Raw genomic sequence first — 24,703 nt, 5'->3', positions numbered from 1 at the left:
CGTGGAAATAAGGGTAGGCTTTTGTTTTGCGTAGCCAACTTAAAAACCAGTTAGTTGTATCATATCATGGAAGTCGTAATCTGCGATGGTGCCATTATGAAAATTAATTTGCCACTTACATTTCTGGTTCCATTAAGTCTATACTTGAATTACTTAGCTGACAATATGGGGAAAGGAGATCGAAATTGAAAAAATATATCTTGGCCGATCATGATCCAAAGTGGGACGACTTTGCTAAACAAATTGGCGCGGTTTCGTGGCCAGCTGGCAAATATTTAGCAAATGAGATGCTTGCTCATCGCTTTTTGGAGTGGGAGCGGGTGGTCGTTTTAATGGATGGCGATCAACTAGTCGGCTTTTGTGCGATTGTTAAAGAGGACATCGTCAAAGCATCGGGGTATTCGCCATTTATTGGTTATGTATTTGTGAGTGAAGACTATCGTGGCCACCACCTGAGCCAGCAATTGGTTAAAACTGCCGAAACGTTGTTAATCCAAATTGGTTTTCATAAAGCTTACATTGTGACCAGGCACATTGGGTTGTACGAAAAAGTTGGCTATCGACAAATTGCCACGACAATTGACCAAATGGGGCGAAAAATGCGCCTATTGGAGAAAAAGCTTGATTAGAGTTGGGCTGGATTGTTAAGGCAAGCGTGTGGATTCCTAAGCATTTTGGTTCAAAAATCCAAGCCTGGGATTTCCGGCCAAGTCAACTTACACTCCGACGGCCGTGAAACGCCTAGCCTACTTGGCGCTTGCTAACCGCCTTGCTTCGATCACTGATTTTAGGACAGCTGCGCCAGGCAGAAAGCTACCCGTAAGCACCTCTAACAAAAATTCCAGAACCGGGAATTTCTGTTAGAGGAGACTTACGCTCCGCTTTCTAAGCGCCTGGCTCCGCTCACTTTATAAAGGAGAATTAATTAGATGAAGGAAGAAACAATGCCAAAGTCCTACCGGGTTCTTCTGGGGGCACTATTGATCTTTCTGGTTGGGGCGAACATGCGGACCGCCATTACCGTCGTACCGCCAATTTTAGCGAACATTCAAAATTCGTTTAGTCTACCAGAGTGGTTTTTGGGTAGCTTAACGACGATTCCATTAATTTGTTTTGGCCTTTTATCACCGACTGTCACCTTTTTTATTCGCCATTTCGGTATTTTAATGGTGACAATGGCCGACTTAGTGTTACTAGCTGTCGGCAATTTCGTGCGGGTGTATTCATTTACCGGATTATTAATCGGCACAATCTGTATTGGTTGTGGTATTGCAATGTTAAATGTTTTGGCGCCCACCCTAGTTTCTTATCTGTTTCCGATGCGGATTGGGACTTATACTGGTATGTATGTGTTTGCAATGTCGCTATCCAGCGCCTTGTCGGCAGGCTTTAGTTCGGTGATCAGTCAATGGATTTCATGGCAGGTGATGATGCAATTTATTTCAATTATTCCAATTATCGCCATCATAGTAGCCGTGATGCTAAGTATCAGTCAATCTTCGTCAACGTCAACCAAGCATGCTTATCAAAAGGGCCAAGCACAAACCTCACCGTGGAAGCGGCCGCTGGCTTGGGCTCTGGGTGGTTTTATGGGATTGCAATCATTACTCTTTTATTCAATTTTGACTTGGCTGCCACCCATTTTGATGGCTTCGGGTATTCAACAGAATACGGCTGGCTATTTGCTTGGATTATTGCAAATTACTGCGTTGCCGTTTTCATTTATTATTCCCCGCATTATTAGTGAGGCCAAACGCCAGTCAACAATGGTCCTGACGATTGCGGTGATCTTTTTCGCCGGGTTGGGCAGCCTTTTACTGGCACCGGTGAGTTTCTGGTTTGCGGTTGCGGCTTGCATTTTACTGGGGCTTTCCACCAACATGGCCTTTAGTGAAGCAATGACATTGTTTAACTTAAAAACGCGAAATCCTAACGAAACCGCTGCGGTATCCGGTATGGGCCAGTCGTTTGGTTATTTGTTAGCTGCCGTTGGCCCGATGATTTGCGGCTGGGTTCATGGTGTAGCAGGTAGCTGGGACATTGTAATAATTTTTCTAATTGTCGTCGTTGCTTTAATGACGGGTGTCGGCTTGCTAGTTGATCATGAACGCTATGTTTTTAGTGATTAAGTTAGCGACTGATGCTTTTGATTTGAACTAATTTTATTAAAAATGTTGACATATAATTAGAAGGTCGCTATACTTCTAATCAATCATTAAGTTATTGGTAAAGGAGGTTGTCATCATGAAAAGTCTAAACACATCCGTTCGTATCATTGTGACAATCTCTGCTGACCAAAATTTAGCCTTATTATTAAAGAAGAAGGACCCGACGTTGATCGTCTAGTAGCGCGAAAGCGACACTGACATCAACAAGTTGAGCCCTTATTTTCGTCTTTAATGATGAGGGCTTGATGAACTAGGATCCTAAGACCTCATTCGTTATGAATGGGGTCTTTTTTATATCCTTTGGAGGTGTTGATAAATGAGAACCTGATTGGGTAGTGTTGTGAGGAGTCTTGGGGTTATAGCATTGCGTACATAATAATTGAAAGTGGGTAACGATTATGAAAAAAAGTATGGTTAAAAAAGTTCTTAACATGGCAGCAATTGTAATGACGGCCGGAATTTTTGCGGGTTGTAGTACTGCTAAAACAGCAACGAAGGGCAATCAAACGACCGGAAACACCATTAAAATTGGCGTCAACATGGAATTATCAGGAGCCGCTGCCGGCTATGGAAATTCACAAAAGCAAGGCATTCAAATGGCCGCTGACGAAATCAACCAAAATGGTGGCATTAATGTGAATGGGAAGAAGAAAAAAATTAAGCTGATTATTCGTGATAATAAAACCTCTACCAATACGTCGGCTTCAGTTGCCGCCCAATTGGTTAACAATGATAAGGTTGCCGCTATTGTGGGACCGGCAACGACCAATGCCGGGACTGCTGAAATTCCAAATATCACAAAAGCCGCGGTTCCAAGCGTCAGCCCATCGGCAACTGACCCCAACTATACGCTGCAGAAGAATGGTAAGGTTCAGCCGTATGTCTTTAGGGCTTGCTACCAAAACAATTTCCAAGGAAGCACGGCGGCTAAATTTATGACTAATACGCTAAAAGCAAAGCGGGTAGCAGTTTATGCCGACAATTCCAGTGATTACGGAACGGGTTTGGCTAAAGCCTTTAAGAAAGCATATACCGGTAAAATTGTTGATAGTCAGTTCTTTACGGCAGGCGACAAAGACTTCAATGCCGTCTTGACTTCCTTTAAGTCTAAGAAAATTGATGCGATTTACGCACCGGGTTATTACACCGAACTTGGGTTGATTATTAAACAGGCGCGTCAAGCTGGTATTAACGTTCCGATCGTCGGCAGTGATGGGATGGCCGATCCTAAGCTGGTTCAAATTGCGGGTGACCAGAACGCTTCAAAGATTTATTACACAACGCCATTTTCAACAAGGGTTGCCAAAGATAATCCAACCGCAGTTAAATTTATGAACAAGTATCAGGCCCGTTACCATCAAGAAGCCCCAACTTTTTCAGCACTGGCTTACGATTCAGTTTATATGATCAAACAAGCAATCGAAAATGAAAAGTCGGCGGATTCAGTTAAGATCGCTAAGGGTTTGGCAAAAATCAAAAACTTCGATGGCGTTACTGGCAAGATTACGATGAATAAGAACCATGACCCTGAAAAACCAATTGCAATTGAACAATTGACGGATGGGAAGGTAAGTAACTCGTTTAATATCAAGTAGTATGCGTTAAGTAGTATGCGGAGCCAAGCGGTTAGAAACCGGAGTGTAAGTCTCCTCTACCAATAATCCCCGGGTTTGGGATTATTGGTAGAGGTGCTTACACGCAGGTTTCTGCTTGGCGGAGCATCATTCGGCTCGGCCGCCAGAATCCCCGGGTTGCGGAGCATCATTCGGCTCGGCCGCCAGAATCCCCGGGTTGCGGAGCATCATTCAGCTCGGTCGCCGAAATCCCCGGGTTTGGGATTATTGGTAGAGGTGCTTACACGCAGGTTTCTGCTTGGCGCCAAATAGGCTAGGCGTTTCACGGCCGTCGGAGCATCATTCAGTTCGGCCGCCAGAATCCTCGGGCTTGGGATTATTGGTAGAGGTGCTTACTGGCGCCAAATAGACTAGGTATTTCACGCCCATCCGGGCACCATTGGCCCGCCAGCCAACTTCTCAATTATTAAATCTTTAGTAAAGAAAGTTCAACTTAACTATATTTAAAGTATCATTCGCACCACGAGAGGAGGATAACCATTTTGGACACACTATTTCAGCAAATCATCAACGGCCTTTCACTTGGAAGCATCTATGCGTTACTTGCTCTCGGGTACACCATGGTTTATGGCATCATCAAACTGATTAATTTTGCTCACGGCGATATTTACATGTTAGGGGCTTTTTGGGGATATTACGTCATCAATACCTGGCACTTCAATTTTATTAGTGCCTTATTGTCGGCAATGGTTGTTGGCGCAGCTAGCGGGGTCATCATTGAGTATTTTGCTTACCGGCCGTTGCGGCATTCTCCCCGGATTACAGCGCTAATCACCGCAATTGGCGTCTCGTTTTTCTTGGAAAACGGTATGTCTTACCTGTTTAGTTCCAATACGCGCGATTTCCCCCAGATCATCAAACAGGTTAACTACCATATTGGCGGTGTCTTAATCTCTAACATTCAAGTTCTCATTTTGGTCACTGCCTGTGCGTTGATGGTTCTACTCCAATTGATCATCAAAAAAACTAAAATGGGCCGGGCAATGCGAGCCGTGTCGGTTGACGCGGATGCCGCTGAACTGGTGGGGATTAACATTAATTGGACGATCTCGTTTACTTTTGCACTGGGATCCGCACTTGCTGGAGCTGCTGGGGTCTTGATTGGGCTTTACTACAATTCAATTGATCCACTTATGGGCATGACGCCCGGAATCAAAGCATTTGTGGCCGCAGTCCTTGGTGGGATCGGTTCGGTTCCAGGGGCTTCAGTTGGTGGCTTTCTCATCGGCATTTTGGAAACGTTCGTTCAATCAATTGGCTTGTCGGCATATAAAGACGCTGTGGTGTACTTTGTTTTGATTGTTATTTTACTGATTTTGCCAGCCGGCATCTTTGGCAAGAACGTCAAAGAGAAAGTGTAGGTGATCAAGTTGAAAGCTAATTTCAAATATAACGTGATTTGGTTCTTGATAATGGTTGCCGGTTTTTATTTAATGAACACCTTGATTTTAGTGGGCGTTATCGATTCTTTTATTGAAAACATGTTGGTCACAATTGGGATTAATATTATTTTGGCAACCGGCCTTAATTTGATCATTGGGTTTGCGGGCCAGTTTTCGTTAGGCCACGCTGGGTTTATGGCAATTGGTGCCTATGCGACAGCGATTGTGACTCAGACAAACAGCACGCCAGCCGGCTTTTATATCTCGATTTTAGTTGGGATCGTGGTCGCAATTATTGCCGCCTTGATTGTTGGGATTCCCACGTTGCGGCTACGAGGGGATTACTTGGCCATTGCGACAATGGGAGCCGCAGAAATTATTCGGATTATCATTAATAATTTAAAAATTACCGGCGGGGCGGCAGGGATGTTTAACATTCCTCAATTTGCAGACTGGCCGACGGTGTACATCATGGTTTGTGTGACGACGATTATCATCGTGAACTTCATTCATAGCCGCGCCGGCCGGGCAGTTACCTCGGTTCGCGAAGATGAAATTGCCGCTGAAGCCATGGGCATTAACGTAACTAAATGGAAACTTGCCGCATTTGTACTTGGCGCTTCGACAGCAGCGGTTGCCGGTTCTTTGCATGCGTCTTACTTACAAACCATTGCCCCCAACGACTTTGGCATTATGGAATCCATTTCTATTTTGATTATTGTCGTCCTTGGTGGGGTTGGCAGTATTACCGGAACGTTTGTGGCCGCAGTTGTGCTTGGCGTTTTGGATACGGTTCTGCAGAATTTCGGCACCTTGCGAATGGTCATCTACGCGGTTGCCTTGGTTCTGATTATGATTTTCAAGCCATCTGGCCTATTAGGAACGTGGGAGCTCTCCATTAAGCAATTATGGCGGCGGCCAAAGCGAAAGGAGCGGGTTGAATCATGAATAAACTGTTGCAGGTGACGCATTTGGTTAAAAACTTTGGTGGTTTGAATGCCGTTGCCGACGTGTCAATGCATTTGGATAATAACGAGTTAGTTGCTTTAATTGGTCCTAACGGTGCGGGGAAAACGACCTTATTCAACCTGTTAACCGGCGTGATTCCAGCAACATCCGGGTCGATTGTTTTGAGCGGTGACCATGGAACCTATCCATTAAATGGTAAGCGGGCATATAAAATTGCCGACATGGGACTCTCACGAACTTTTCAAAACATTCGCTTGTTCAAGAACTTATCCGTTTTAGATAATGTCTTGATTGCAATGACGAGTAAATTTAAGGAAGGTTTTATCCCCACGATTTTTCGGTTTCCCAGTTATTACAAAACTGAACAGCAGTTGGTCGAAGAAGCTCAGAAGCTATTAGCCATTTTTGAATTAGAGAAAGACACTGACGTGTTAGCCAAAAACTTACCATACGGCACGCAACGGCGGCTGGAAATTGTTCGGGCGTTGGCGACTAAGCCGCAAATCTTATTTTTAGATGAACCAGCAGCTGGGATGAATCCTGAAGAAACGGCTAATCTGACCGAACTCATTTTAAAAGTTCAACACCAATTTCATATCACCATTCTCTTGATTGAACATGATATGTCATTGGTGATGAGCTTGGCCCAACGGATCTATGTCCTGGATCACGGATCCCTGTTAGCGCAAGGAACGCCTGATGAGATTAAAACTAATCCGGCTGTTATTAAGGCATATCTAGGAGAGGAGGCATGATTGTGTTATTACAAGTCGATAACCTGGTTGTCAATTATGGCGTCATTAATGCCGTTAAGGGCGTTAGCTTTAAGATTAATCAGGGTGAAATTGTCTCCCTAATTGGGGCAAATGGCGCCGGCAAGACAACCATTTTGAAAACCATTTCCGGTTTGCTAAAACCACAAAGTGGCAAAATTATTTATCAAAATAAGGAGATTCAATCGCAAAAAGCGCCGAAAGTCGTTGCTGAAGGTATCTCGCAAGTGCCAGAAGGCCGCCACGTTTTTTCAGGCTTATCCGTCATGGAAAACTTACAAATGGGATCTTTCTTGGAACGTGATCGCAACCAAATCAAGCAACGGTTTGCGGAAGTTTTCGATCGGTTTCCGATTCTGAAGCAACGCAAGCATCAAGATGCCGCCACGCTTTCTGGTGGTGAACAGCAAATGCTCGCGATGGGGCGGGCCTTAATGGCCAACCCGAAGCTGATTTTGCTGGATGAGCCGTCAATGGGGTTAGCACCAATTTTTATTAACGAAATCTTTGATATCATCAAAGAGATTAATCAACAAGGAACAACTGTCTTGTTAATCGAACAAAACGCCAAAAAGGCATTATCGATTGCCGATCGCGGTTATGTTCTGGCAACCGGCAGTGTTCAAATGAGCGGCACTGGTGAGGAATTGCTGGCAAACCGGGAAGTTCAAAAAGCATATTTGGGAGGGTAATCAATGAGTGTAAGAGATTTCATGTCCACAACCGTCTTAACCGTCCCGCCCGAAACTAAGGTTAGCGTCGCGGTTAACATGATGCGGGAAAACCACATTCACCGTTTGCCAGTCATTGACGACGGTCAATTAATTGGCTTGGTGACTCAAGGAACGATTCAGGCCGCTTCACCATCAAAGGCGACGAGCTTATCAATATATGAATATAACTACTTATTAACTAAAATGACGGTTAAAGACGTCATGGAAACAACGGTTCACACGATTGAGGCCGATGACTTCTTGGAAGACGCAATTTATGAGATGCGTAAATATCAAATTGGCGTCTTGCCGGTGATGAATAAAGGAGCGGTTATTGGCATTATTACCAATAATGATATCTTGGACGCGTTCTTGGACGTAACTGACTATAACGAAGAGGGCACGGTCGTTCAGGTATTTATCAAAAATGATCGGCCGGGCGTGATCTTTGATATTGGCAAGGTGATGGCCGAAAATAAGCTAAATATTCAAACCTTAATGGTGACGCATCAAGGAACTACGAAAGTCGTTGAAATTCACGTTGATAAGGAAGTTGGCTTCTCAGTCGCTTCTAGACTAAGCGAGGCTGGCTTTGACGCTAAAGAAGCTGAACATTATAAAAAAGTGGATTAGGGAAATGAAAAAGGCTGACCAACATTCAAAGCGGATGGGTCAGCTCTTTTTATTCAATGATCTTGCGTTCAAAGATGTGATGGTTCTGGCAAGTGTTGCTTCATGGCCGCCCAAGATTGCAACCCAACCGTTCCTAGAATTAACCCGCCACCAATCGTTTCCGGCAAGCCAAAGCTGATCCCTAAGAAAATAATGGAGAGAATGGTGGCCGAAAGGGGTTCAAACGAACCTAAAACGCTGGCAACGGTCGGTCGAATATAGCTCAAACTTTGCAGGTAGAATAAATAGGCAAACATCGTCCCAAAAATGACGACAAAGCTAACGCCACCATAGGTCTGCCAAGAAAATGCCGGCATACGATCCCAAATGCGATAAAAGCAGCTAAACGAGGCACCACCAATGAGCATTGACCAACCAACAACCGGAATTGAGCCATAAGTCCGCAATAGTTTGTCAGGCAATAAGGTGTAGATACTTGCAGTAATAGCCGTGGCAAGTCCCCACAAAAGACCACGGATGGGAATCGCTAGCGTGGTTAAATGACCATGAGTAACTAACAAGATGGTTCCGGTTAAGGCCATGATGAGCGAAAAAACGTCGATTCGCCGTGGCGGGCGATGCGTCTTTACGACTAGATAAAGAATAATTACGGCGGGCGATAGGAACTGGAGAATCGTCGCCGTTGCGGCGTTGCCATATTCAATCGCTTTAAAATATGTATATTGGGAAGCGGCCATACCAGCAAAGCTAAAGAAGATGAGCTTGACGGCATCGTTAAAGTGATGCCAAATAACCAAATTAGCTTTGGCATTAGTCACTAAGCCAAATAACACCAATAAAATGCCAGAAACCAGCATTCGAACCGAGACCAGCCAGTTGGCCCCGACATTTTCGCTTGTAAATAAGAATTGGGCAGTCGTTCCAGAAATCCCCCACAGCAGTGGGCCAAGAATCGCTAAGCCAATTCCCTTGATCTTATTATTGTGCACGGTTATGTCCTCCAAAAGGGTATTGCAATAATTATATAACAAATCAGGCTAGTATAAAGCCGATAACTGGGTGGTTAGTTGAATATTTTCAGAGCGACCATTAAGTGACAATCAAAATAACCATTTGTTGGTTAAAACTTTTGAATAACGCGCCAAAATGCGTTAGAGTAAGATAACTTTTCAGCCAGAAATGTGTGAGGAGGGATGCTAATGTTTGATGAAATTGGTCAAATTATTTTTGATAATGAGATTGTTGCCAGTGCCAGTGACTTTAATATGGGCATTGAAGTAGAAACAATTCGAGTGGATTCAGCGGGGAGGTTGACTAAGCAACCTTACCCTAAAGCGCTTGGTAACCAGCGAAAGAATCATTTTATTAAAACGGACGTCTATCAGGTTCAAAGCGAAATTATTACGCCGACTGCTAGAAAATCGTTTGATGCAATGCATTATTTGATGGCACTCAATGATACGTTGCGAAATGCCTTGGAACCCAATGAGCTGCTGTGGCCGCTGAGTATGCCGCCAATCTTGCCGCAAGACAAAACGAACATCTCGATTGCTAACGTTGAACCCAAGCAGCGGGCGTATTATGAAAAGTGGATCAAAACCAGAAGTGATACTCAAGGACTACCGGTTGGGGTCCATCTCAATGTCAGTGTCAATGACGGCGTGTTGCGGACGGTCTGGGAAGCCCAGCGGGAGCAATATCAGTCCTATGCTGATTTTGTGAATGATATTTACATTAAGCTCGCTCAGGGCTTTACCTACTATCGATGGTTGATTACATACCTTTTTGGCAACAGCCCAATTGCTGAAAGAAATTATTTTAAACCGGATGAGGACCAGCCTAGCCATGAGGTCAGAAGTATTCGATCCTCGCATTATGGTTTACTTCGGATGTTCCTCATAATTACCGATCAGTGCGCGAATACGTCGATAACGTTGAAGAAAACATTAAAGCCGGCCGCTTGTTCAGTGAAGCGGAGTATCATACCAGCGTTCGGTTAAAATCCATGACTGGCAATCTTACTCACATGATTAACGGCGGCACTGACTACATTGAACTGCGGATGCTGGATCTTGACCCAACCACCGCACTAGGTGTGCGAACATCAGCAGTGCGCTTCTTTAGAATCTTATTGAGCTACTTTATGATGACCCCAATGATGACGACGCCAGATAAAATCAACTTAAAGTTGGATCAGGGACGGGCAATGAACGAGGTGGTTGCGCTGGAAAATCCGACTCAGCAGACAATTTATCACCATGAAGCCCAGAATTTCTTGGATCAATTGCAATTATTTGGCGCGACTATTCAGTGGGGGCCGGAATATCAAGAAATCTTGGATACCATGCAGGATCGCTTGGATAATCCAAGGTTGACCCCAGCAGCTACCTTGATGGATCACGAAGTTGACGGCTCATTAATGTCATATGGTTTATCAATGGCAAACCGCTATCAAAATCGGGCACATGAAAATCCACATCCATTTACCGGTTTTCAAGAACAGCCGGATATGAATGCCGATGAATTACGCCAGCGACTATTTGGCGTGATGGGCAAGCCGGATAATTATCAAAAGAAATCGGAGTAGTTAGCATAATTGGTGTCTTTCAAAGGATAGTGATTTTATGAAATCAATAAACGCAACTCATTTAATTCCTGATTTAATTAATTCAAAGGTAGGATTAGAGGTCGAAACCCATCGAATTAATGAGCACGGCGAATTAAGCCGCAACGATTACCCCAAGGGCCTCTTAGATGAAAAACAACATCACTTTATTAAGAATGATTTTTTGGAAACGCAGTCTGAACTGATTACCCCACCAACCACCACGACAACCCAGGCATTAAAATACTTAGGCGCTTACCACCAGGCTCTAAGAGGGACGCTAGCGAGTAGTGAGTACCTTTGGCCTTATAGCATGCCGCCGATGTTACTAGCTGATCATTCAGACATTGTGATCGCTAAAACCGACCGTGACAATTATCAGTACCGAAAACGGGTTGCCCAGCTGCGAAAAATTTCGCGGACCGCTGAGACTGGCGTTCACGTCAACGTTGGCCTAACCGATGCGGCCTTAGCTGACTTGGGCATTGCTAACGACAAAGCAGCAATTGACGCCGCGTACCTTCAGGCGGCAGTTGGTTTGATGCGATACCGGTGGCTGTTAACTTACCTATTTGGCGCAACGCCACAAGCTTTTAGCCATTACTTTGCTGAAGACACGGACACGCCTGGCCAGCCAGTTAGGTCACTGCGCAACTCCCATTTTGGCTTTGGCAATGGCTTTTTAGCGAGCTATCAAAGTGTTGCCGACTACGTTGATCAAATTATCACGGCCGTAAAAAACGGCCAATTGATTGCCGAACGCGAATACTATGGCAGTGTTCGCCTGAAACGCAGTCCGGAAATTCGTGATCTGTTAAGTCAGGGAATTGATTACATCGAATACCGCACTTTTGACCTCAACCCATTTGAACCCTATGGCATTTCCAGTGATGCCATTAATTTGATTCGGCTGATGTTTGCATACTTTGTGGCTGAGCAGCCCTTTGACTTGGGATCGGCAGACAAAGCGATTGCGACCGCGGAGAAGATGAATGAAACGACGGCTTTGGAGTTGCCCCAGACAACGATGCAGTACCATGACAAAGCATGGGATTTCATCGATCGTTTGCAGCAATTTAGTGCTGATATCCTCGTGCCATTCTCTGCCCAGCGCCTGTGCTTCGCCTTAAAAGAACAAATTGATAACCCGGCATTAACGCCAAGCGCTCGGCTGGCACGCTGGTCGCATGGGAGTATGGATACGCTTTTCAAATTACTGATGACTTTTTCAAAGGGGTATCAGGATGATTTGATTCATAATCCAACGATTGGGTTTGAGAAGTTAACGCCAACTGAGCAGCAGGCGATTTTGGAGAAGCTGCGGCAGGGGACGAATGTGGAGATTAATTAGACAAAGTTAATGAGATGGTACTCGCCTATGCAGTTAGCTTGCAAGACGCTAACTGTACTTAATTCAATTTAAAAAATGGAACTAAGAAAAAATTATTTCTCAGTTCCATTTTATTTTGAAGCCTAATTCACCTTTACATAACATTGAAAGTCAAACTAGATTTTCCAAGTGGTTAAGCTTACTTCAAAAAATACTGCGCACTATTCAACGGTAGTGCCACGTGATCACGAACAAAGACTTCCGCGTAATGGGACTTAGACGTATATCGTTGCAGTAGTGCTTGCCGGTACTTGCCGTTAATCTTAATTTTCTTTAACTTAAAGTCGCCAATCGAGAACGTTTTAGGACCAATGCGATACCAGCCCTTCTTTAGCTTGGCCACTCGTAAGTTAGCGCCAGCAAAATCTGAATGAGAAGCGTTTGAGCCGTAGCTGATTGAATGAGTTGTAAATTTAACGTAGGTGCGGTCGTTCCGTTTAACCGACGACAAATTTTGATACCAAGCGCCGCGCATCTTAGCCGGCACAGTTGCGCTGGCTTGGGTGTTGGTGATTGGCAATAACGCAAACGCCATAGAAGCGGTTGAAGCGATTGTGATGACTTTTGTCTTGATCATAGTTACCCCCAGAAATTGTCAAATGACATATGATATTGTTATCAAATTATTACTCGTTGAATATATCATAAGGGGCAATGGTAGACAATCTTTTTTTGCTGGGTATCATATTGATACCGACTACTTTAAGCAAAACCAAGCCGAACAAACAATGGAAATAGATGGGCGAACACCAGCGCTGCCAAGGATTTAGGCGGAATCATTACCAATTAGCGTATAAAATCGTTTCCCACCAATTGTGTAATAACTGTAAAAACCGGGACCATCTTCAAAGTTTCTGGTCTGAGGGTCATGGAGGTTAGTGATTCGCAAGCGGTAACGATAATTGCCGGATTTATGAATGTATTTCTGGCCAACGCCCTTAACGCTTGTCTTTGTGTAAAGCCAGCGGGAGTTGCCTTTTAGCTTAGTAGCGGTGATTTTAGCCGCAGCCGTTGGTTTGGTTTTAAAGCCACTTGTTGGGTCAGCAATTGGGCTGCTTGGGTCGTATCGATAATATTCAAGATAGCCATCGGTTGTAATCATCACCTGATTAGTTTGATAGAAGTTATCCTGGGCGCTTGGGACTTTGCCGGCATATAGGTCGCCGCTACTATACGCGAGCCGATAAGCTGGCCGCTTAACTCGAGTAAATCTGGCGGCCGAATAGCTTGTAGTTGGATCTTGTTTGCTAAGATAGTTGCCGGTCTTTAAAATGGGTTTTTCGACAGCATAACTCAAGGACTGAACATTAATGTTAATTTGGTCGAGCTGGCCCTTATTATTTGTCCCGGAACTAGTTGAACTGACAATGGTGTTTTTGGGTAGGGTTAACCGGCGGCTTGTATAGTGCTTGCCGGTTTTGTCACGCACACCAACCTTGATGGTAACGGCTCGGTTGGTTCGGTAATATCGATGAACATTGGCGTTAACGGCCTTGAGATTGATTTTATCAGCATGACTGATCACGGTTGGCGTCAGCAATAAGCCAATCGCAGCAATAATGCCAAGGCAAAATTTTTTCATAGTAGCAGACTCCTCTACACCTTAAAAGGTGGCTTTAGTGTAAGCTAAAAGGCTAGCCCGGTCAAGTATAAGCGGGTTAGCCTTTTAGGAAAATATTGGTACGGAAATGGCTGTTATTTTCTAGTTTTATCAGCAACTTTTTGGCTTCTTTGGACGAAATCTCTAAATAATTTCTTGGAATCTTCGTAGTGTTTATAGATATTTTCGGGGTGCCATTGAACGGCTAAAATTTGGTCGTTATTAATGGATTCGACGCTTTCGATGACTTGATCATCTGCCCTGGCGGTGACTTTTAGGTAAGGCGCCACATCTTTAACGGCTTGATGATGACGTGAGTTCACGTATGGCCTAGAACCAATGATCTTATGCAAACGGCTATCGGGGTCGACAGTAATGTGATGAGATGGCATATTCCCCGGTGCTTCTTGGGAATGCTTCAACGTAGCGTGAAGGTCTTGGGATAGATCTTGATATAAGGTCCCGCCAAGGCCAACATTAATCAGCTGCATCCCGCGGCAAATGCCAAAGATCGCTTTGCCGGCAGTGACCGATTGCTTGAGTAATTCAATTTCAAACAGGTCACGCTTGAGATAGGTCATCCCCAGCTTTTGAAAGGGTTCTTCGCCGTAAAAGGTAGGGTCGACATCGGCCCCTCCTAAGAAACAGACACCATCAAATAAAGTCATGTAATCGCGAACGTCTTCCGGGTTGACGCTCGGAAAGATAATTGGAACGCCACCGGATTTAACGATAGCTTCAATTGCCGGTCGAGGCGCAAAGGCGGCGTTGCGTTCGTTAATAACGTTGGTCGCCTCAGCAAGCGTGTCGGCAGGTAGTGCAATTCGTGGACGCAAATAAATCCCTCCTAATTTAAAAAGTGAGCGGAGCAAAGCGCCTAGAAAGCGGAGTGTAAGGCTCCTCTGGGAGAAATTCCCGGGCTTGGAATTTTTCCCAGAGGTGCTTACACGGAGCTTTCTGCTTTGCGCAGCTGTCCTAAGAAAAGTGAGCGGAGCTAGGCGGTTAGAAATCGGAGTATAAGTCTCCTCGGACAGGAATTCCCGGGTTTGGAATTTCTGTCCGAGGTGCTTATACGGAGATTTCTGCCTAGCGCAGCTGTCCTAAATGTGAGCAAAACCAGACGCCTAAAAACCAGCACCCAACCAACTCTAAACGCCTTTATTAATCCCTTACTTTGCCCATTCTCACTAGTACTTATATTAATCATTTGAGCTAATTCCTCAAAACTATTCCATGAGTATACGCCAATATAATGAAAATGACGTGAATTTTGCTTTCATCTTACTTGGGCACTAACTATTCCTGCTTTTTGTCCTGATCAGGTTCCCAACTTCCCTTAAACAATTCGTGTTTGAGTTCGTCGGCGGATAGATGGGCCTGGTTTTCAAAACCTTTGAACGGTCTGATTGACTGAAGCGCTGATTCTTGATATCGTGTAGCTCGACGTAAAGCATAGTCCGTCAATGAGCCGTTCTTTAAATGGGTGATTAACTTGGCACTTGGGGTGGTTAATGGATTTTCTACCCTATCTAGTAAGTCATCTAATTCCTCTTGATATTCCGGGCCTAGTTGGATCTTGTTGGCGTACATTTCCAAGCTGTTAAGGAATGCCCGGGCACTGGCTTGGTACTTGGAAACGTCGTTAGGGTGTTCTTCAGAGACTTCTTCATTCATTTCGTCAGCGCGGGCAATCACGCGATTGACCTCTTCAGGGTGCAAGCCTGGAGACATGATGAAGTAACTAGCTAACAACCGGAAGAATCGTAAGGTATTGGTTCTGATGCCAACTGAACTGCTAGGATCAAGATCTAACATTCTTAATTCGAGATAGCTAACCCCAGTTTTTGGCAATTCTCTCAGATTAGTATTGCCCTTAAAGCGAACGGCGCCATGGAACTCATAATCAGAAATCAGCTTGCCTTCCTTAACACCCTTCTCGATTCGATCGACGTAGCGCTGAATGCTAGTGTAGTCGCCGGTGAATTTGTTGCCAAAACCATGGGAGCTTTGGCGAATGCTTCGAATCGGGCTGCTTGGCCCTTCGCCTTTTTCAAAGTAGTTGGCCTCAGCGATTGGACTAGCGCCAAATAAGTAGGTGATGACCCAACGGTACCTGAGAAATCCTTGCGCAATTTTAGCATAAAGGTAATTCTGCAAATCGATGTGTGAAGAGAAGCGGTCGGACATATTATCGGCCACTAAATTAAAGACGTGCGGGTCGATGCTTAAGTTGACGTGGGCACCGCAGGGAGTTCCTTCTGAAAAGCCATGGCGTTTTAGCCACTCTTTTAGGTAAGCTTCTTTTTTCGGCCCCATTTTAGCCAATGGAATTTGACTTTTATCTTTTGGCAGTCGTGGCGGCATTGAAAGCGGCCAGAGAAGTTCGCCCGGTGATAAAGCCGTCCGCAGTGCGGTGTTGATACTATATAAGTAGTGCATTGCATCTAAGGCATGGGCAGCTGGCGGCGTGACGACCTCAGACATCGTTTCCAAAAAATCATTGGTAATCCACGGGTTGGTTTTTTCATCGCCGGCAGCCGACGGATAGGGTTCTTGGCTTAATTGACCAGTTTCATCCACTCGCTGCATTTCGATTTCCAATCCCATGGTAAAGTCGGAGGTTTTGGCGACGGCTTCGTTATCAAATACAAGTTGTCCAATTTCGCTGAACATAGAGATTACCTCCTAATTTTTTTATGAGAATTTCATGATAATTGATGTCAAAATACTAACACTATAATGGCACCATAGCAATGGCAAGCGTGTTAACATAATAAATATGTGCTAAAATTATTATATTTCATTCATTTCGATTTTCATTAGTTTTTAATATGAGGTGGCGTTTATGAGTATTTTTGTCAAATTAGGCTGGTATTTCAAGCAGGAATGGAAAATTTACCTGGTTGGGTTATTTGGTCTGCTATTAACCGCGTTGGTGGGCATCGTGCCACCACGGATTATTGGTGTCTTAGTTGACGCCATTCATAATGGTAAGCTTTCTGGCAAATCTTTGGCAATTTTATTGGGGGTCTTGACAGTAGCGGCGGTTGCGCAATATGGCGCCCGGTTTATGTGGCGGACAGCTATTTGGGGCGAAGCGGCTAAGTTGGAAAGGGTATTAAGAAATCGTTTATTTCGCCACTATACTGAAATGGATTTGGCGTTTTTCCAAAAGTATCGAACCGGCGACTTAATGGCTCACGCGACTAATGATTTATCTGCGATTCAACGAGTGGCTGGTGGTGGAATTCTCCAGTTCGCTGATTCAATGATTACCGGTGGCACGACTTTAATTGCCATGGTTACTTTGATTGATTGGCGGCTCACGTTGATTGCAATTATTCCATTCCCATTATTAGCCGTTATGGCGCGGTATTTAGGGACTAAGATTCACATTGCGTTTCGAGATTCGCAAGCGGCTTTTTCCCGATTGAATAACAAGGCTGAAGAAAGCATCACTGGGATCAAAGTAATCAAGGGCCTTGGCCAGCAAAAAGAAGATATTGACGATTTTAACGATCAAGTTGCCACCACCATCAACATTAATCGGCGGGTTAACCGATTGGACTCTTTGTTTGACCCGATGACAACGATGATTATTGCGTTATCCTATGTTGTCACAATTGTTTACGGTGGTTATTTAGTAACCAGCGGCGCCATTACAATTGGGTCATTGGTATCATTTGTTTCTTATCTCGCAATGATGGTTTGGCCAATGTTCGCCGTTGGAATGTTGTTTAACATTTTGGAGCGAGGCAATGCCAGCTATGATCGGGTGATGGATCTTCTCAAACAAAAAAGTGACATCATTGACGATCCCAATGGTGTGACGGCATCACCAAAGGGGCCGATTGATTATCAGGTCCAATCGTTTGCCTATCCGGATGACAACCGGTTGGCGTTACAGAATATTAATTTTAAGGTTCCAGCTGGGCATACCGTGGGGTTGGTTGGCAAAGTCGGCTCTGGGAAGAGTACCATCTTGCGGTTGATTTTGCGGCAGTTCGATCAGTACACCGGCGCAATCAAGTTTGGCGGAGTTGATATTAAACACTATAAATTAGATGCCCTGATTCCAGCGATTGGTTACGTGCCACAAGATACGTTCCTGTTTTCCGACACAATCCGGGAGAATATCCGGTTTGCTCGTCCTGAAGCTAGTCAAGAAGCGGTCGAAGTCGCAGCTCAAAAAAGTGATCTATACAATCAAATTAAGGGGTTGCCAGCCGGGTATGATACAGCGGTTGGCGAAGAAGGAATTTCGCTTTCTGGCGGTCAGCGGCAACGGCTGGCAATCGCGCGGGCACTATTGATTAACCCGGAATTATTAATCTTAGATGACGCGTTATCAGCAGTAGACGCCGAAACGGAAACGCAGATTTTACAAAATTTGCATGAAGAACGCAAAGATAAAACAACCATTATTGCCGCCCATCGATTGAGTTCAGTGATGAATGCCGATGAGATTTTGGTGATTGATAATGGGCAAATTGTCGAACGGGGCACCCATGATGAATTAATGGTCAAAGGTGGCTGGTACAAGGAAATGTTTGAACGCCAGGAACTGGAAACCAAAGTTAAGGGAGGGGCAAACTAATGGACAACTCAAAACACCAATCAGCATGGTCGAAGAGTATTCCGCTAAAAGAGCAGCTGCACATTATTGGTCGGCTATTCCACTATGCTGCGCCCTACAAGTGGTATTTTTACTTCTCAGTGGGGTTTTCGATTGCGGTTGCCGTTGTGAACATTTATTTGCCACGGATTATTCAGGTCTATATGGACAGTCATTTAGTGGTTGGACGGACTGATTTTGCTATGATGTGGTTTTTTGCCGGCTTATACTTTTTTGGAATGGTTGCCAAAGCGGTCATGCAATTCGTTCAGTCATACCTGTATGAAATGGGGGCTGAATACATGCTGGAATACACTCGTAGGCGTTTATTCGCCAAGCTGCATACTTTAGGGATGCGCTATTTTGACCAAACACCGAGTGGATCGATTTTATCGCGGTTGACGAATGATACGATGGCGTTCGCCAATTTTTGGGCCTTATTTAATAGTTTGGTGGTCACCGTTTCGGCCATGGTGTCGTCATTTGTCGCCATGTATTTGGTTGACGTTAAGATTTCGCTTTGGCTGTTGGTTTTCATGCCGTTTTTATTTGTCATGGTTTGGTATTATCAACGCTACAGTACTCGAGTGTACCGGCGGATGCGGGAACGCTTAAGTATCCTAAACGCCAAGCTGGCCGAAGGAATTACCGGCATTAGTGTGATTCAGCAGTTCCGTCAAGAAAAGCGGATCAATCACGAATTTAATGATACCAACGACCAGTATTACAACACCCGCAAGGCGATGATTAGAATCAACTCTTTGTTGCTGAACCCAATGATTAATCTGTTTTATGCATTGGGAACAGTGTTGGTCTTGGGAATGTTTGGGGTTCGCGGTTTGCATGCATATGTAGCCGCTGGTGTCATTTACGCGTTTATCACGTATCTGAATAATTTCTACAACCCGATGTCTGAAATGATGGATCGGTTAAGTGACTTTCAAGATGGCGTGGTTGCTGGTTCACGGGTCTTTCGGATTATGGATGATACAACAATCGAACCACAACAACATCCTGTTAAAGGCGCAACGATTACTCGCGGTAAAGTTGAATTCCGGCACGTGACCTTCTCCTATGATAATGAGAATCCGGTTTTACACGATGTATCGTTTGTCGCCGAACCGGGCCAAACGGTCGCCCTTGTAGGTGAAACGGGTAGTGGTAAGACGTCGATTATTAATGTGTTAATGCGATTTTATGAATTTGGTCAGGGTCAGATTTTGATCGATGACCGCGATATTCGTGATTACTCAATTCAAGAACTGCGACAAAAAATGGGGCTCGTTTTACAAGAGCCGTTCATGTTCTATGGGACAGTGGCATCTAACATTCGGATGTTTAATCAGTCAATCTCTGATAGCGCTGTTCGGGCCGCGGCTCGCTTTGTTCAAGCCGATCAGTTTATTGAAAATTTGCCGGATAAGTATGATGCCCGGGTCATTGAACGGGGGGCGAGTTACTCCAGTGGTCAACGGCAATTGATTTCATTTGCCAGAACGATTGTCACTGACCCTAAGATTTTGATTTTAGATGAAGCAACTGCAAACATTGATACCGAAACCGAACAGATGATTCAAACCGGGCTGGCAAAGCTACAAGAGGGACGGACGACGATTGCGATTGCTCACCGGCTGTCAACGATTCAAAACGCCGATTTGATCCTCGTCCTCGATGCTGGCCGGATTGTTGAACGGGGAACTAATGACGAACTAATGGCTAAGCAGGGCTATTACTATGATATGATTCGGTTGCAAAATTCGGCACATTTGGACTAACGAATATTGGGTCACTTGAGGGCAACCTTGACAACGTTTAAGCGCCTCACCAATCAGTGGTTGAAGATATTGATTGGTGAGGCGCTTTTAATGATGACAGTGAAAACTTGGTGGTCTGGGGGCTGATATGAATTTCATCGTTTGCTGATGATTGGCTAGTGATCGGTTTGGATACTCACTAGTGTCCTGAATTGTCGACAATCAGCTGATTAGTTTGAATCAATAATGGCACGGGATTATTCTCATCGTTATCTTAGTTTATTAAAAATTAACGTTGACGCATCCTCAGCCGCCCTTTATACTTGAAACACTAAATGAAATGTATTTTTATACAATGAGGGAGTTCGCTTGGAGGTTCGAAATGAGAAAAATTGGGTGTACGATCGGCAGCTTAGTTGTCGTGACGTTATTATTAGCTGGTTGTGGCAAGAAGCAGTCTGTAAAAAATACAGGTAATCTAAAAGCCAATATGGCGGCCAAACAAGTTGTTAATTGGTCTGAAACGGAAGATTTAACAACTTTGGACCCATCAAAATTAACACAGCCAATTGATATTACGATGGTTGGAAACACTGACGAAGGACTGTATCGACTCGGCAAGAATCATCAACTTCAACCCGGAATTGCGACTAAGATGACTAAATCGGCCAATGGCAAGGTTTATACATTTAACCTCCGAAAAAATGCCAAGTGGAGTAATGGTGATCCGGTGGTCGCCAAAGATTTTGTGTATAGTTGGCAGCGGACCATCAATCCCAAAACGGCTTCCCAATATGGCTACATTTTTGATGGCATTAAGAACGCAAATAAAATTCAGGCTAATAAGGCCAAACCGGCGACGTTGGGCATCAAGGCACTTGGAAGCCATCAATTGCAAGTGACGCTGGAACGGCCGATCCCTTATTTCAAACTTTTAATGGCGTTTCCACTGTTCTTCCCACAGAATCAAAAAGCTGTTGAAAAATATGGAAAAGCCTACGGGACAACTGCTTCGAAAACGGTCTATAATGGGCCATTTGAACTAAACGGTTGGATTGGAACCAATGAAAAGTGGACGCTAGTAGCTAATCAAACTTATTGGGATAAAAAGCACGTTTATCTGGATAAGATTAATGACCAAGTGATTAAAGATCCATCAACCATGTATAACTTGTATCAGGGGAATCAACTTGATGTGGCCACCTTGTCTGGGACACAAGTTAAAAATGAATTGAATAATCAGAACATGCATGTATTAAAGGATTCCCGCATTTTCTACCTTGAGTTCAATCAACGGACTCGACCAGCATTTAAAAATCGGGCATTGAGACAGGCATTCTCGTATGCGATGGATCGCCAATCCTTTACTAAAAATGTCTTGGCCGATGGGTCAGTTCCGGCTCAAGGGTTTGTGACGCAAGGACTTGCCAGCAATCCAAAGACAGGAGAGGATTTTACCAAGGAGGCCAAGCTTGGTCAAACGGGACTTGAGTATAGTCCATCAAAGGCTAGAACCAAGTATCGACAAGCGTTGAAGCAACTGAAGAAAAAGTCGCTTCATTTAGAGGTGCTCTGTGGTGACAGTACTGCGGCAAAACATTCGGCTGCATATGTCCAAGGCCAGCTTGAAAAAATTTTGCCCAACTTAACAATCGACGTTACGTCCGTTCCATTGAAGACGTTAATTCAACGGCAAACCCATCATCAGTTCGACTTCTTTGTTTCGAATTGGGGAGCTGACTATTCCGACCCGTATACTTTCTTACAAATCCTGCAGTCTAACAATACCTTTAATGAAGGGGGTTGGACCAATCATCGCTATGATCAATTAGTCAAAAAATCGGCTTCAACCGATGCCAATAATGCCCAAAAACGTTGGCAAGATATGCTGGCGGCCTCAAGGGTGATTATGGCCGACCAAGGAGTGGCACCACTTTACCAAGCAACAATTCCCCAAATGAGAAATCCTAAAATCAAGGGCATTGTCTATAACAGTGCGGGCTTATCCTTCAACTTAAAGGGGATGTACGTTGCCAAATAGTAGAGATAAACCGTACTCAAATCGTTGGACTCAATAAAAAAATCAGCCACCTCGAGACTAGTCGAAGCGGCTGATTTTAGTAGCATTAGATTATGGTAAAAGATTTATTGAATCTCGATTTGGCTGCCATTGTCGTTGCTTTCCGCAGCTTTTGGCAAGGTGATCGTCAAGACGCCGTCGTTAATCTGAGCTGAAATATGGTCGCGATCAACGCCAGGCAATTCATAAGTCCGAGACATCACACCGTGGCTACGTTCACTAGCAACAACCCGGCCTTGCTCGTCTTTCTTTTCAGCTGTTTGAGCTTGGTCGATATTTAATGCTAAATCGCCGTTTTGATATGCCAGATGAATGTTCTTCTTATCAATGCCTGGGACATCAACTTTCATGGTGTAATCCTTATCGTTCTCCGTAATATCAGTTCTCAGATCGCTTTGGGTCAAGTAATCATTGTCAACTTCTGGGTTAAAGAAGCGACGAGCCAATTGATCGAAGAATGGATCCACATTGAAACGATTCATTAATTCATTTGCCATAATACCAATCTCCCCTATTAAAAGATTGATAAGCGTCTAAACTGGTGAAACGAGCTATCGGCCCGTTCCCCCAAAAAGGAAGCTTTAGAAGAAGTTTTAAAACCGATGACCCAATTTTATGAAGGCATCGCTTTAGATGTGAATCATGAGTGAGTCATAATTATTGAATTTCAATGTTGCCATTATCTTGGTTGCTTTCAGTGAGCTTTGGTAAGGTGACACTCAAAACACCGTCATTAATTTGGGCTGAAATATTGTTCTTATCAACGCCAGGCAATTGATAACTTCTTGACATGACACCATGACTGCGTTCACTGGCAATTACTCTGCCCTGATCATCTTTTTGCTCGTTTGAACGTTCTTGATTAATATTTAGTGAAAGCACGCCATCTTGATAAGCTAGATGAATATTGTTCTTATCAATTCCTGGAACGTCAACTTTCAGTGAGTAATCTTTATCGGTTTCCTTGATATCAGTTTTTAGATTACCAAAATTTGCAAAATCCCTATCATAATCACTTGAGTTAAAGAGACGGCGAGCCATGCGATCAAAGAATGGGTCAAAGTCAAAGCGATTCATCAAGTCATTTGCCATAATATCATTCTCCTTATTTATTAGATTATCAAAGTTAATTTTTTAGGTAATGAAGCGGCGGTTTCATACTGCCTTTCCTTTACCTTTCATTATCTATATTAATCACCTAGACAAAAAATGCCAGCATTTAGCACTCTGAAGTTAAGAGTGCTAAATGCTGGCATTTTTTGCTGATTAGCCGAATGATTTAACCAGTTGTTTCAAATAACTATTGGTGGCAACTTTAATGGTAGCCTTTTCTCGTTGCTGGATTTGCGGGTCAGTAGCGGGGTCTTGAACGGATTGCCCCGCGGCTTTAGCTTGTTGGTAGGCTTTTTGCAGTTGCTGATCGAGCAGCTTCTTATACTTCTTTTGAATCACTGGCTTAGAAAATTTGTTAGCTAATGATTTCGCTGGGCTTTTTTTTGCTTTATAGAAGGTATATTTTTGACCGTGATTACTTGGCAGTTGATTTGAAACCTTTACTTGATACTTTCGGCTGCTGAGTTTGTATAATGTGAAGTGATAAGTTGTTTTGGATAATTGGCTTTTAGTGTTGATTTTTTTATAGTAAACGGTCAGCGTGCGCTTGTTTTTACTCAGTTGATTGCCGAGCGAATACCCACCTGTTAATCGAGGCGCCTTAAAGTCGCCGAAGATCAGCGCTGACTGCACACCACTTTTAGTTCGAACGCTTTTCCAATGAAAGGCAACCCCAATCTTTGAATTGGAAAAATAACCAACAGGCCTGCTGGCTTCTGCCTTTGAAAATGTTTTGGCAGCATGTACCGTTGTCCCTATTACCTCTAGACTAAGTGAGAGGATAACAGTCGTTAGAATCGCTGTTATTAATTGAACGGTTTTCTTCATGAATAATTCCCCTTTTCTTCAGTGAGCGGAGCCAGGCGCTTAGAAAGCGGAGTATAAGGCTCCTCGGACAGGAATTCCCGGGCTTGGAATTTCTGTCCGAGGTGCTTATACGCAGCTTTCTGCCTGGCGCAGCTGTCCTAATAACAGTGAGCGGAGCAAAGCGCTTAGAAAGCGGAGTGTAAGGCTCCTCTGGGGGAAATTCCCGGGCTTGGAATTTTTCCCAGAGGTGCTTACACGGAGCTTTCTGCTTTGCATAGCTGTCCTATATTAGTGAGCGGAGCAAAGCACTTAGAAAGCGGATCGTAAGTCTCCTCAGACAGAAATTCCCGGGCTTGAAATTTGTGGTCGAGGTACTTACGCGCAGATCCCTGCTTTGCACTTCTCTAGTAACTTGGCCTAGTCAATCACTGGCCGAAAGTAGTGCCAATTTATATACTGATTATAGG

Annotated in this window: 22 protein-coding genes; 14 read left to right on the top strand and 8 right to left on the bottom strand. The window is 44.2% G+C overall.

Annotated elements, in window-relative coordinates; translation table 11 throughout:
* Positions 1-185 precede the first annotated feature (185 nt).
* From YK48G_RS08195 to YK48G_RS08160, 8 genes are all read left to right on the top strand, one after another.
* Positions 186-629: a GNAT family N-acetyltransferase gene (locus tag YK48G_RS08195; RefSeq protein WP_203630237.1), complete on the top strand. Its 444-nt coding sequence runs from the start codon at positions 186-188 to the stop codon at positions 627-629.
* A gap of 300 nt (positions 630-929) precedes the next feature.
* Entirely contained in the window at positions 930-2,129 is a 1,200-nt protein-coding gene (locus YK48G_RS08190) for an MFS transporter (RefSeq protein ID WP_203630236.1), read from the top strand.
* A gap of 437 nt (positions 2,130-2,566) precedes the next feature.
* Positions 2,567-3,763 carry an ABC transporter substrate-binding protein gene (locus YK48G_RS08185; protein WP_203630235.1) on the top strand — a complete coding sequence of 399 codons (1,197 nt, stop codon included), beginning with the start codon at positions 2,567-2,569 and terminating at the stop codon, positions 3,761-3,763.
* 521 nt (positions 3,764-4,284) lie between these two features.
* Positions 4,285-5,163, top strand: a complete 879-nt coding sequence (locus YK48G_RS08180) for a branched-chain amino acid ABC transporter permease (RefSeq protein ID WP_203630234.1) — start codon at positions 4,285-4,287, stop codon at positions 5,161-5,163.
* Positions 5,164-5,214: 51 nt separating this feature from the next.
* Positions 5,215-6,132 (top strand): branched-chain amino acid ABC transporter permease, encoded by a 918-nt coding sequence (locus YK48G_RS08175; RefSeq protein WP_203630279.1) that lies wholly within the window; start codon positions 5,215-5,217, stop codon positions 6,130-6,132.
* Complete coding sequence (locus YK48G_RS08170; protein ID WP_203630233.1) at positions 6,129-6,908, top strand: ABC transporter ATP-binding protein; 780 nt, start codon at positions 6,129-6,131, stop codon at positions 6,906-6,908. The genes YK48G_RS08175 and YK48G_RS08170 overlap by 4 nt, the downstream gene beginning before the upstream one ends.
* Positions 6,905-7,618, top strand: coding sequence for an ABC transporter ATP-binding protein (locus YK48G_RS08165; RefSeq protein WP_373300194.1), 714 nt, complete (start codon positions 6,905-6,907; stop codon positions 7,616-7,618). Before YK48G_RS08170 ends, YK48G_RS08165 begins: the two co-directional genes overlap by 4 nt.
* Before the next feature lie 3 nt (positions 7,619-7,621).
* On the top strand, positions 7,622-8,272 hold the full coding sequence (locus YK48G_RS08160; RefSeq protein WP_203630232.1) for a CBS domain-containing protein: 651 nt from the start codon (positions 7,622-7,624) through the stop codon (positions 8,270-8,272).
* Positions 8,273-8,340: 68 nt separating this feature from the next.
* On the opposite strand, the gene YK48G_RS08155 is transcribed toward YK48G_RS08160, so the two are convergent.
* Positions 8,341-9,261: a DMT family transporter gene (locus YK48G_RS08155; RefSeq protein WP_203630231.1), complete on the bottom strand. Its 921-nt coding sequence runs from the start codon at positions 9,259-9,261 to the stop codon at positions 8,341-8,343.
* A 210-nt stretch (positions 9,262-9,471) separates the two neighbouring features.
* On the opposite strand from YK48G_RS08155, the gene YK48G_RS13540 reads away from it, so the two are divergent.
* From YK48G_RS13540 to YK48G_RS08145, 3 genes are read left to right on the top strand one after another with little or no spacing between them, the layout of a single operon-like run.
* Positions 9,472-10,272 carry a hypothetical protein gene (locus YK48G_RS13540; RefSeq protein ID WP_232365326.1) on the top strand — a complete coding sequence of 267 codons (801 nt, stop codon included), beginning with the start codon at positions 9,472-9,474 and terminating at the stop codon, positions 10,270-10,272.
* Positions 10,185-10,859, top strand: coding sequence for a hypothetical protein (locus tag YK48G_RS13535; RefSeq protein ID WP_232365325.1), 675 nt, complete (start codon positions 10,185-10,187; stop codon positions 10,857-10,859). Before YK48G_RS13540 ends, YK48G_RS13535 begins: the two co-directional genes overlap by 88 nt.
* Positions 10,860-10,896: 37 nt before the next feature.
* Entirely contained in the window at positions 10,897-12,228 is a 1,332-nt protein-coding gene (locus YK48G_RS08145; RefSeq protein WP_203630230.1) for a glutamate--cysteine ligase, read from the top strand.
* Positions 12,229-12,406: 178 nt separating this feature from the next.
* Here the strand turns inward: YK48G_RS08145 and YK48G_RS08140 are convergent, their stop codons facing one another.
* The 4 genes from YK48G_RS08140 to YK48G_RS08125 all read right to left on the bottom strand — a co-directional run bounded on the left by YK48G_RS08140 (position 12,407) and on the right by YK48G_RS08125 (position 16,540).
* Positions 12,407-12,844, bottom strand: a complete 438-nt coding sequence (locus tag YK48G_RS08140) for a hypothetical protein (protein ID WP_203630229.1) — start codon at positions 12,842-12,844, stop codon at positions 12,407-12,409.
* A 189-nt stretch (positions 12,845-13,033) separates the two neighbouring features.
* The gene (locus YK48G_RS08135; RefSeq protein WP_203630228.1) at positions 13,034-13,849 is read right to left on the bottom strand and encodes a hypothetical protein; all 816 of its coding nucleotides are present in this window, start codon (positions 13,847-13,849) and stop codon (positions 13,034-13,036) included.
* 113 nt (positions 13,850-13,962) lie between these two features.
* Positions 13,963-14,703, bottom strand: a complete 741-nt coding sequence (locus YK48G_RS08130) for a gamma-glutamyl-gamma-aminobutyrate hydrolase family protein (protein WP_203630227.1) — start codon at positions 14,701-14,703, stop codon at positions 13,963-13,965.
* 460 nt (positions 14,704-15,163) lie between these two features.
* Positions 15,164-16,540 carry a glutamate--cysteine ligase gene (locus tag YK48G_RS08125; protein ID WP_203630226.1) on the bottom strand — a complete coding sequence of 459 codons (1,377 nt, stop codon included), beginning with the start codon at positions 16,538-16,540 and terminating at the stop codon, positions 15,164-15,166.
* 172 nt (positions 16,541-16,712) lie between these two features.
* Between YK48G_RS08125 and YK48G_RS08120 the strand changes: the two genes are divergently transcribed.
* The 3 genes from YK48G_RS08120 to YK48G_RS08110 all read left to right on the top strand — a co-directional run bounded on the left by YK48G_RS08120 (position 16,713) and on the right by YK48G_RS08110 (position 22,277).
* Positions 16,713-18,464, top strand: a complete 1,752-nt coding sequence (locus YK48G_RS08120) for an ABC transporter ATP-binding protein (protein WP_203630225.1) — start codon at positions 16,713-16,715, stop codon at positions 18,462-18,464.
* A complete protein-coding gene (locus tag YK48G_RS08115) occupies positions 18,464-20,257 on the top strand; it encodes an ABC transporter ATP-binding protein (RefSeq protein WP_203630224.1) in 1,794 nt (597 codons plus the stop codon). The genes YK48G_RS08120 and YK48G_RS08115 overlap by 1 nt, the downstream gene beginning before the upstream one ends.
* Positions 20,258-20,618: 361 nt before the next feature.
* Entirely contained in the window at positions 20,619-22,277 is a 1,659-nt protein-coding gene (locus YK48G_RS08110; protein WP_203630223.1) for a peptide ABC transporter substrate-binding protein, read from the top strand.
* Positions 22,278-22,381: 104 nt separating this feature from the next.
* Here the strand turns inward: YK48G_RS08110 and YK48G_RS08105 are convergent, their stop codons facing one another.
* The 3 genes from YK48G_RS08105 to YK48G_RS08095 all read right to left on the bottom strand — a co-directional run bounded on the left by YK48G_RS08105 (position 22,382) and on the right by YK48G_RS08095 (position 24,257).
* Positions 22,382-22,813, bottom strand: coding sequence for an Hsp20/alpha crystallin family protein (locus YK48G_RS08105; RefSeq protein ID WP_203630222.1), 432 nt, complete (start codon positions 22,811-22,813; stop codon positions 22,382-22,384).
* A 160-nt stretch (positions 22,814-22,973) separates the two neighbouring features.
* Positions 22,974-23,408, bottom strand: coding sequence for an Hsp20/alpha crystallin family protein (locus YK48G_RS08100; RefSeq protein ID WP_203630221.1), 435 nt, complete (start codon positions 23,406-23,408; stop codon positions 22,974-22,976).
* A gap of 174 nt (positions 23,409-23,582) precedes the next feature.
* The gene (locus YK48G_RS08095; RefSeq protein ID WP_203630220.1) at positions 23,583-24,257 is read right to left on the bottom strand and encodes a hypothetical protein; all 675 of its coding nucleotides are present in this window, start codon (positions 24,255-24,257) and stop codon (positions 23,583-23,585) included.
* Between the last annotated feature and the right edge of the window lie 446 nt (positions 24,258-24,703).

The sequence above is a fragment of the Lentilactobacillus fungorum genome (assembly GCF_016860605.1).
GTDB classification, from domain to species: domain Bacteria; phylum Bacillota; class Bacilli; order Lactobacillales; family Lactobacillaceae; genus Lentilactobacillus; species Lentilactobacillus fungorum.
This window is presented reverse-complemented; position numbering and strand designations above follow the sequence as displayed.

Bases quoted from the DNA above. Each gene is read 5' to 3' on its own strand.
- YK48G_RS13540 (WP_232365326.1), top strand. From the start codon at position 9,472: ATGTTTGATGAAATTGGTCAAATTATTTTTGATAATGAGATTGTTGCC.
- YK48G_RS08095 (WP_203630220.1), bottom strand. From the start codon at position 24,257: ATGAAGAAAACCGTTCAATTAATAACAGCGATTCTAACGACTGTTATC.
- YK48G_RS08165 (WP_373300194.1), top strand. From the start codon at position 6,905: ATGATTGTGTTATTACAAGTCGATAACCTGGTTGTCAATTATGGCGTC.
- YK48G_RS08105 (WP_203630222.1), bottom strand. From the start codon at position 22,813: ATGGCAAATGAATTAATGAATCGTTTCAATGTGGATCCATTCTTCGAT.
- YK48G_RS08145 (WP_203630230.1), top strand. From the start codon at position 10,897: ATGAAATCAATAAACGCAACTCATTTAATTCCTGATTTAATTAATTCA.
- YK48G_RS08115 (WP_203630224.1), top strand. From the start codon at position 18,464: ATGGACAACTCAAAACACCAATCAGCATGGTCGAAGAGTATTCCGCTA.
- YK48G_RS08100 (WP_203630221.1), bottom strand. From the start codon at position 23,408: ATGGCAAATGACTTGATGAATCGCTTTGACTTTGACCCATTCTTTGAT.
- YK48G_RS08175 (WP_203630279.1), top strand. From the start codon at position 5,215: ATGGTTGCCGGTTTTTATTTAATGAACACCTTGATTTTAGTGGGCGTT.
- YK48G_RS08185 (WP_203630235.1), top strand. From the start codon at position 2,567: ATGAAAAAAAGTATGGTTAAAAAAGTTCTTAACATGGCAGCAATTGTA.
- YK48G_RS08125 (WP_203630226.1), bottom strand. From the start codon at position 16,540: ATGTTCAGCGAAATTGGACAACTTGTATTTGATAACGAAGCCGTCGCC.
- YK48G_RS08135 (WP_203630228.1), bottom strand. From the start codon at position 13,849: ATGAAAAAATTTTGCCTTGGCATTATTGCTGCGATTGGCTTATTGCTG.
- YK48G_RS08140 (WP_203630229.1), bottom strand. From the start codon at position 12,844: ATGATCAAGACAAAAGTCATCACAATCGCTTCAACCGCTTCTATGGCG.
- YK48G_RS08110 (WP_203630223.1), top strand. From the start codon at position 20,619: ATGAGAAAAATTGGGTGTACGATCGGCAGCTTAGTTGTCGTGACGTTA.
- YK48G_RS08190 (WP_203630236.1), top strand. From the start codon at position 930: ATGAAGGAAGAAACAATGCCAAAGTCCTACCGGGTTCTTCTGGGGGCA.
- YK48G_RS08160 (WP_203630232.1), top strand. From the start codon at position 7,622: ATGAGTGTAAGAGATTTCATGTCCACAACCGTCTTAACCGTCCCGCCC.
- YK48G_RS08120 (WP_203630225.1), top strand. From the start codon at position 16,713: ATGAGTATTTTTGTCAAATTAGGCTGGTATTTCAAGCAGGAATGGAAA.
- YK48G_RS08170 (WP_203630233.1), top strand. From the start codon at position 6,129: ATGAATAAACTGTTGCAGGTGACGCATTTGGTTAAAAACTTTGGTGGT.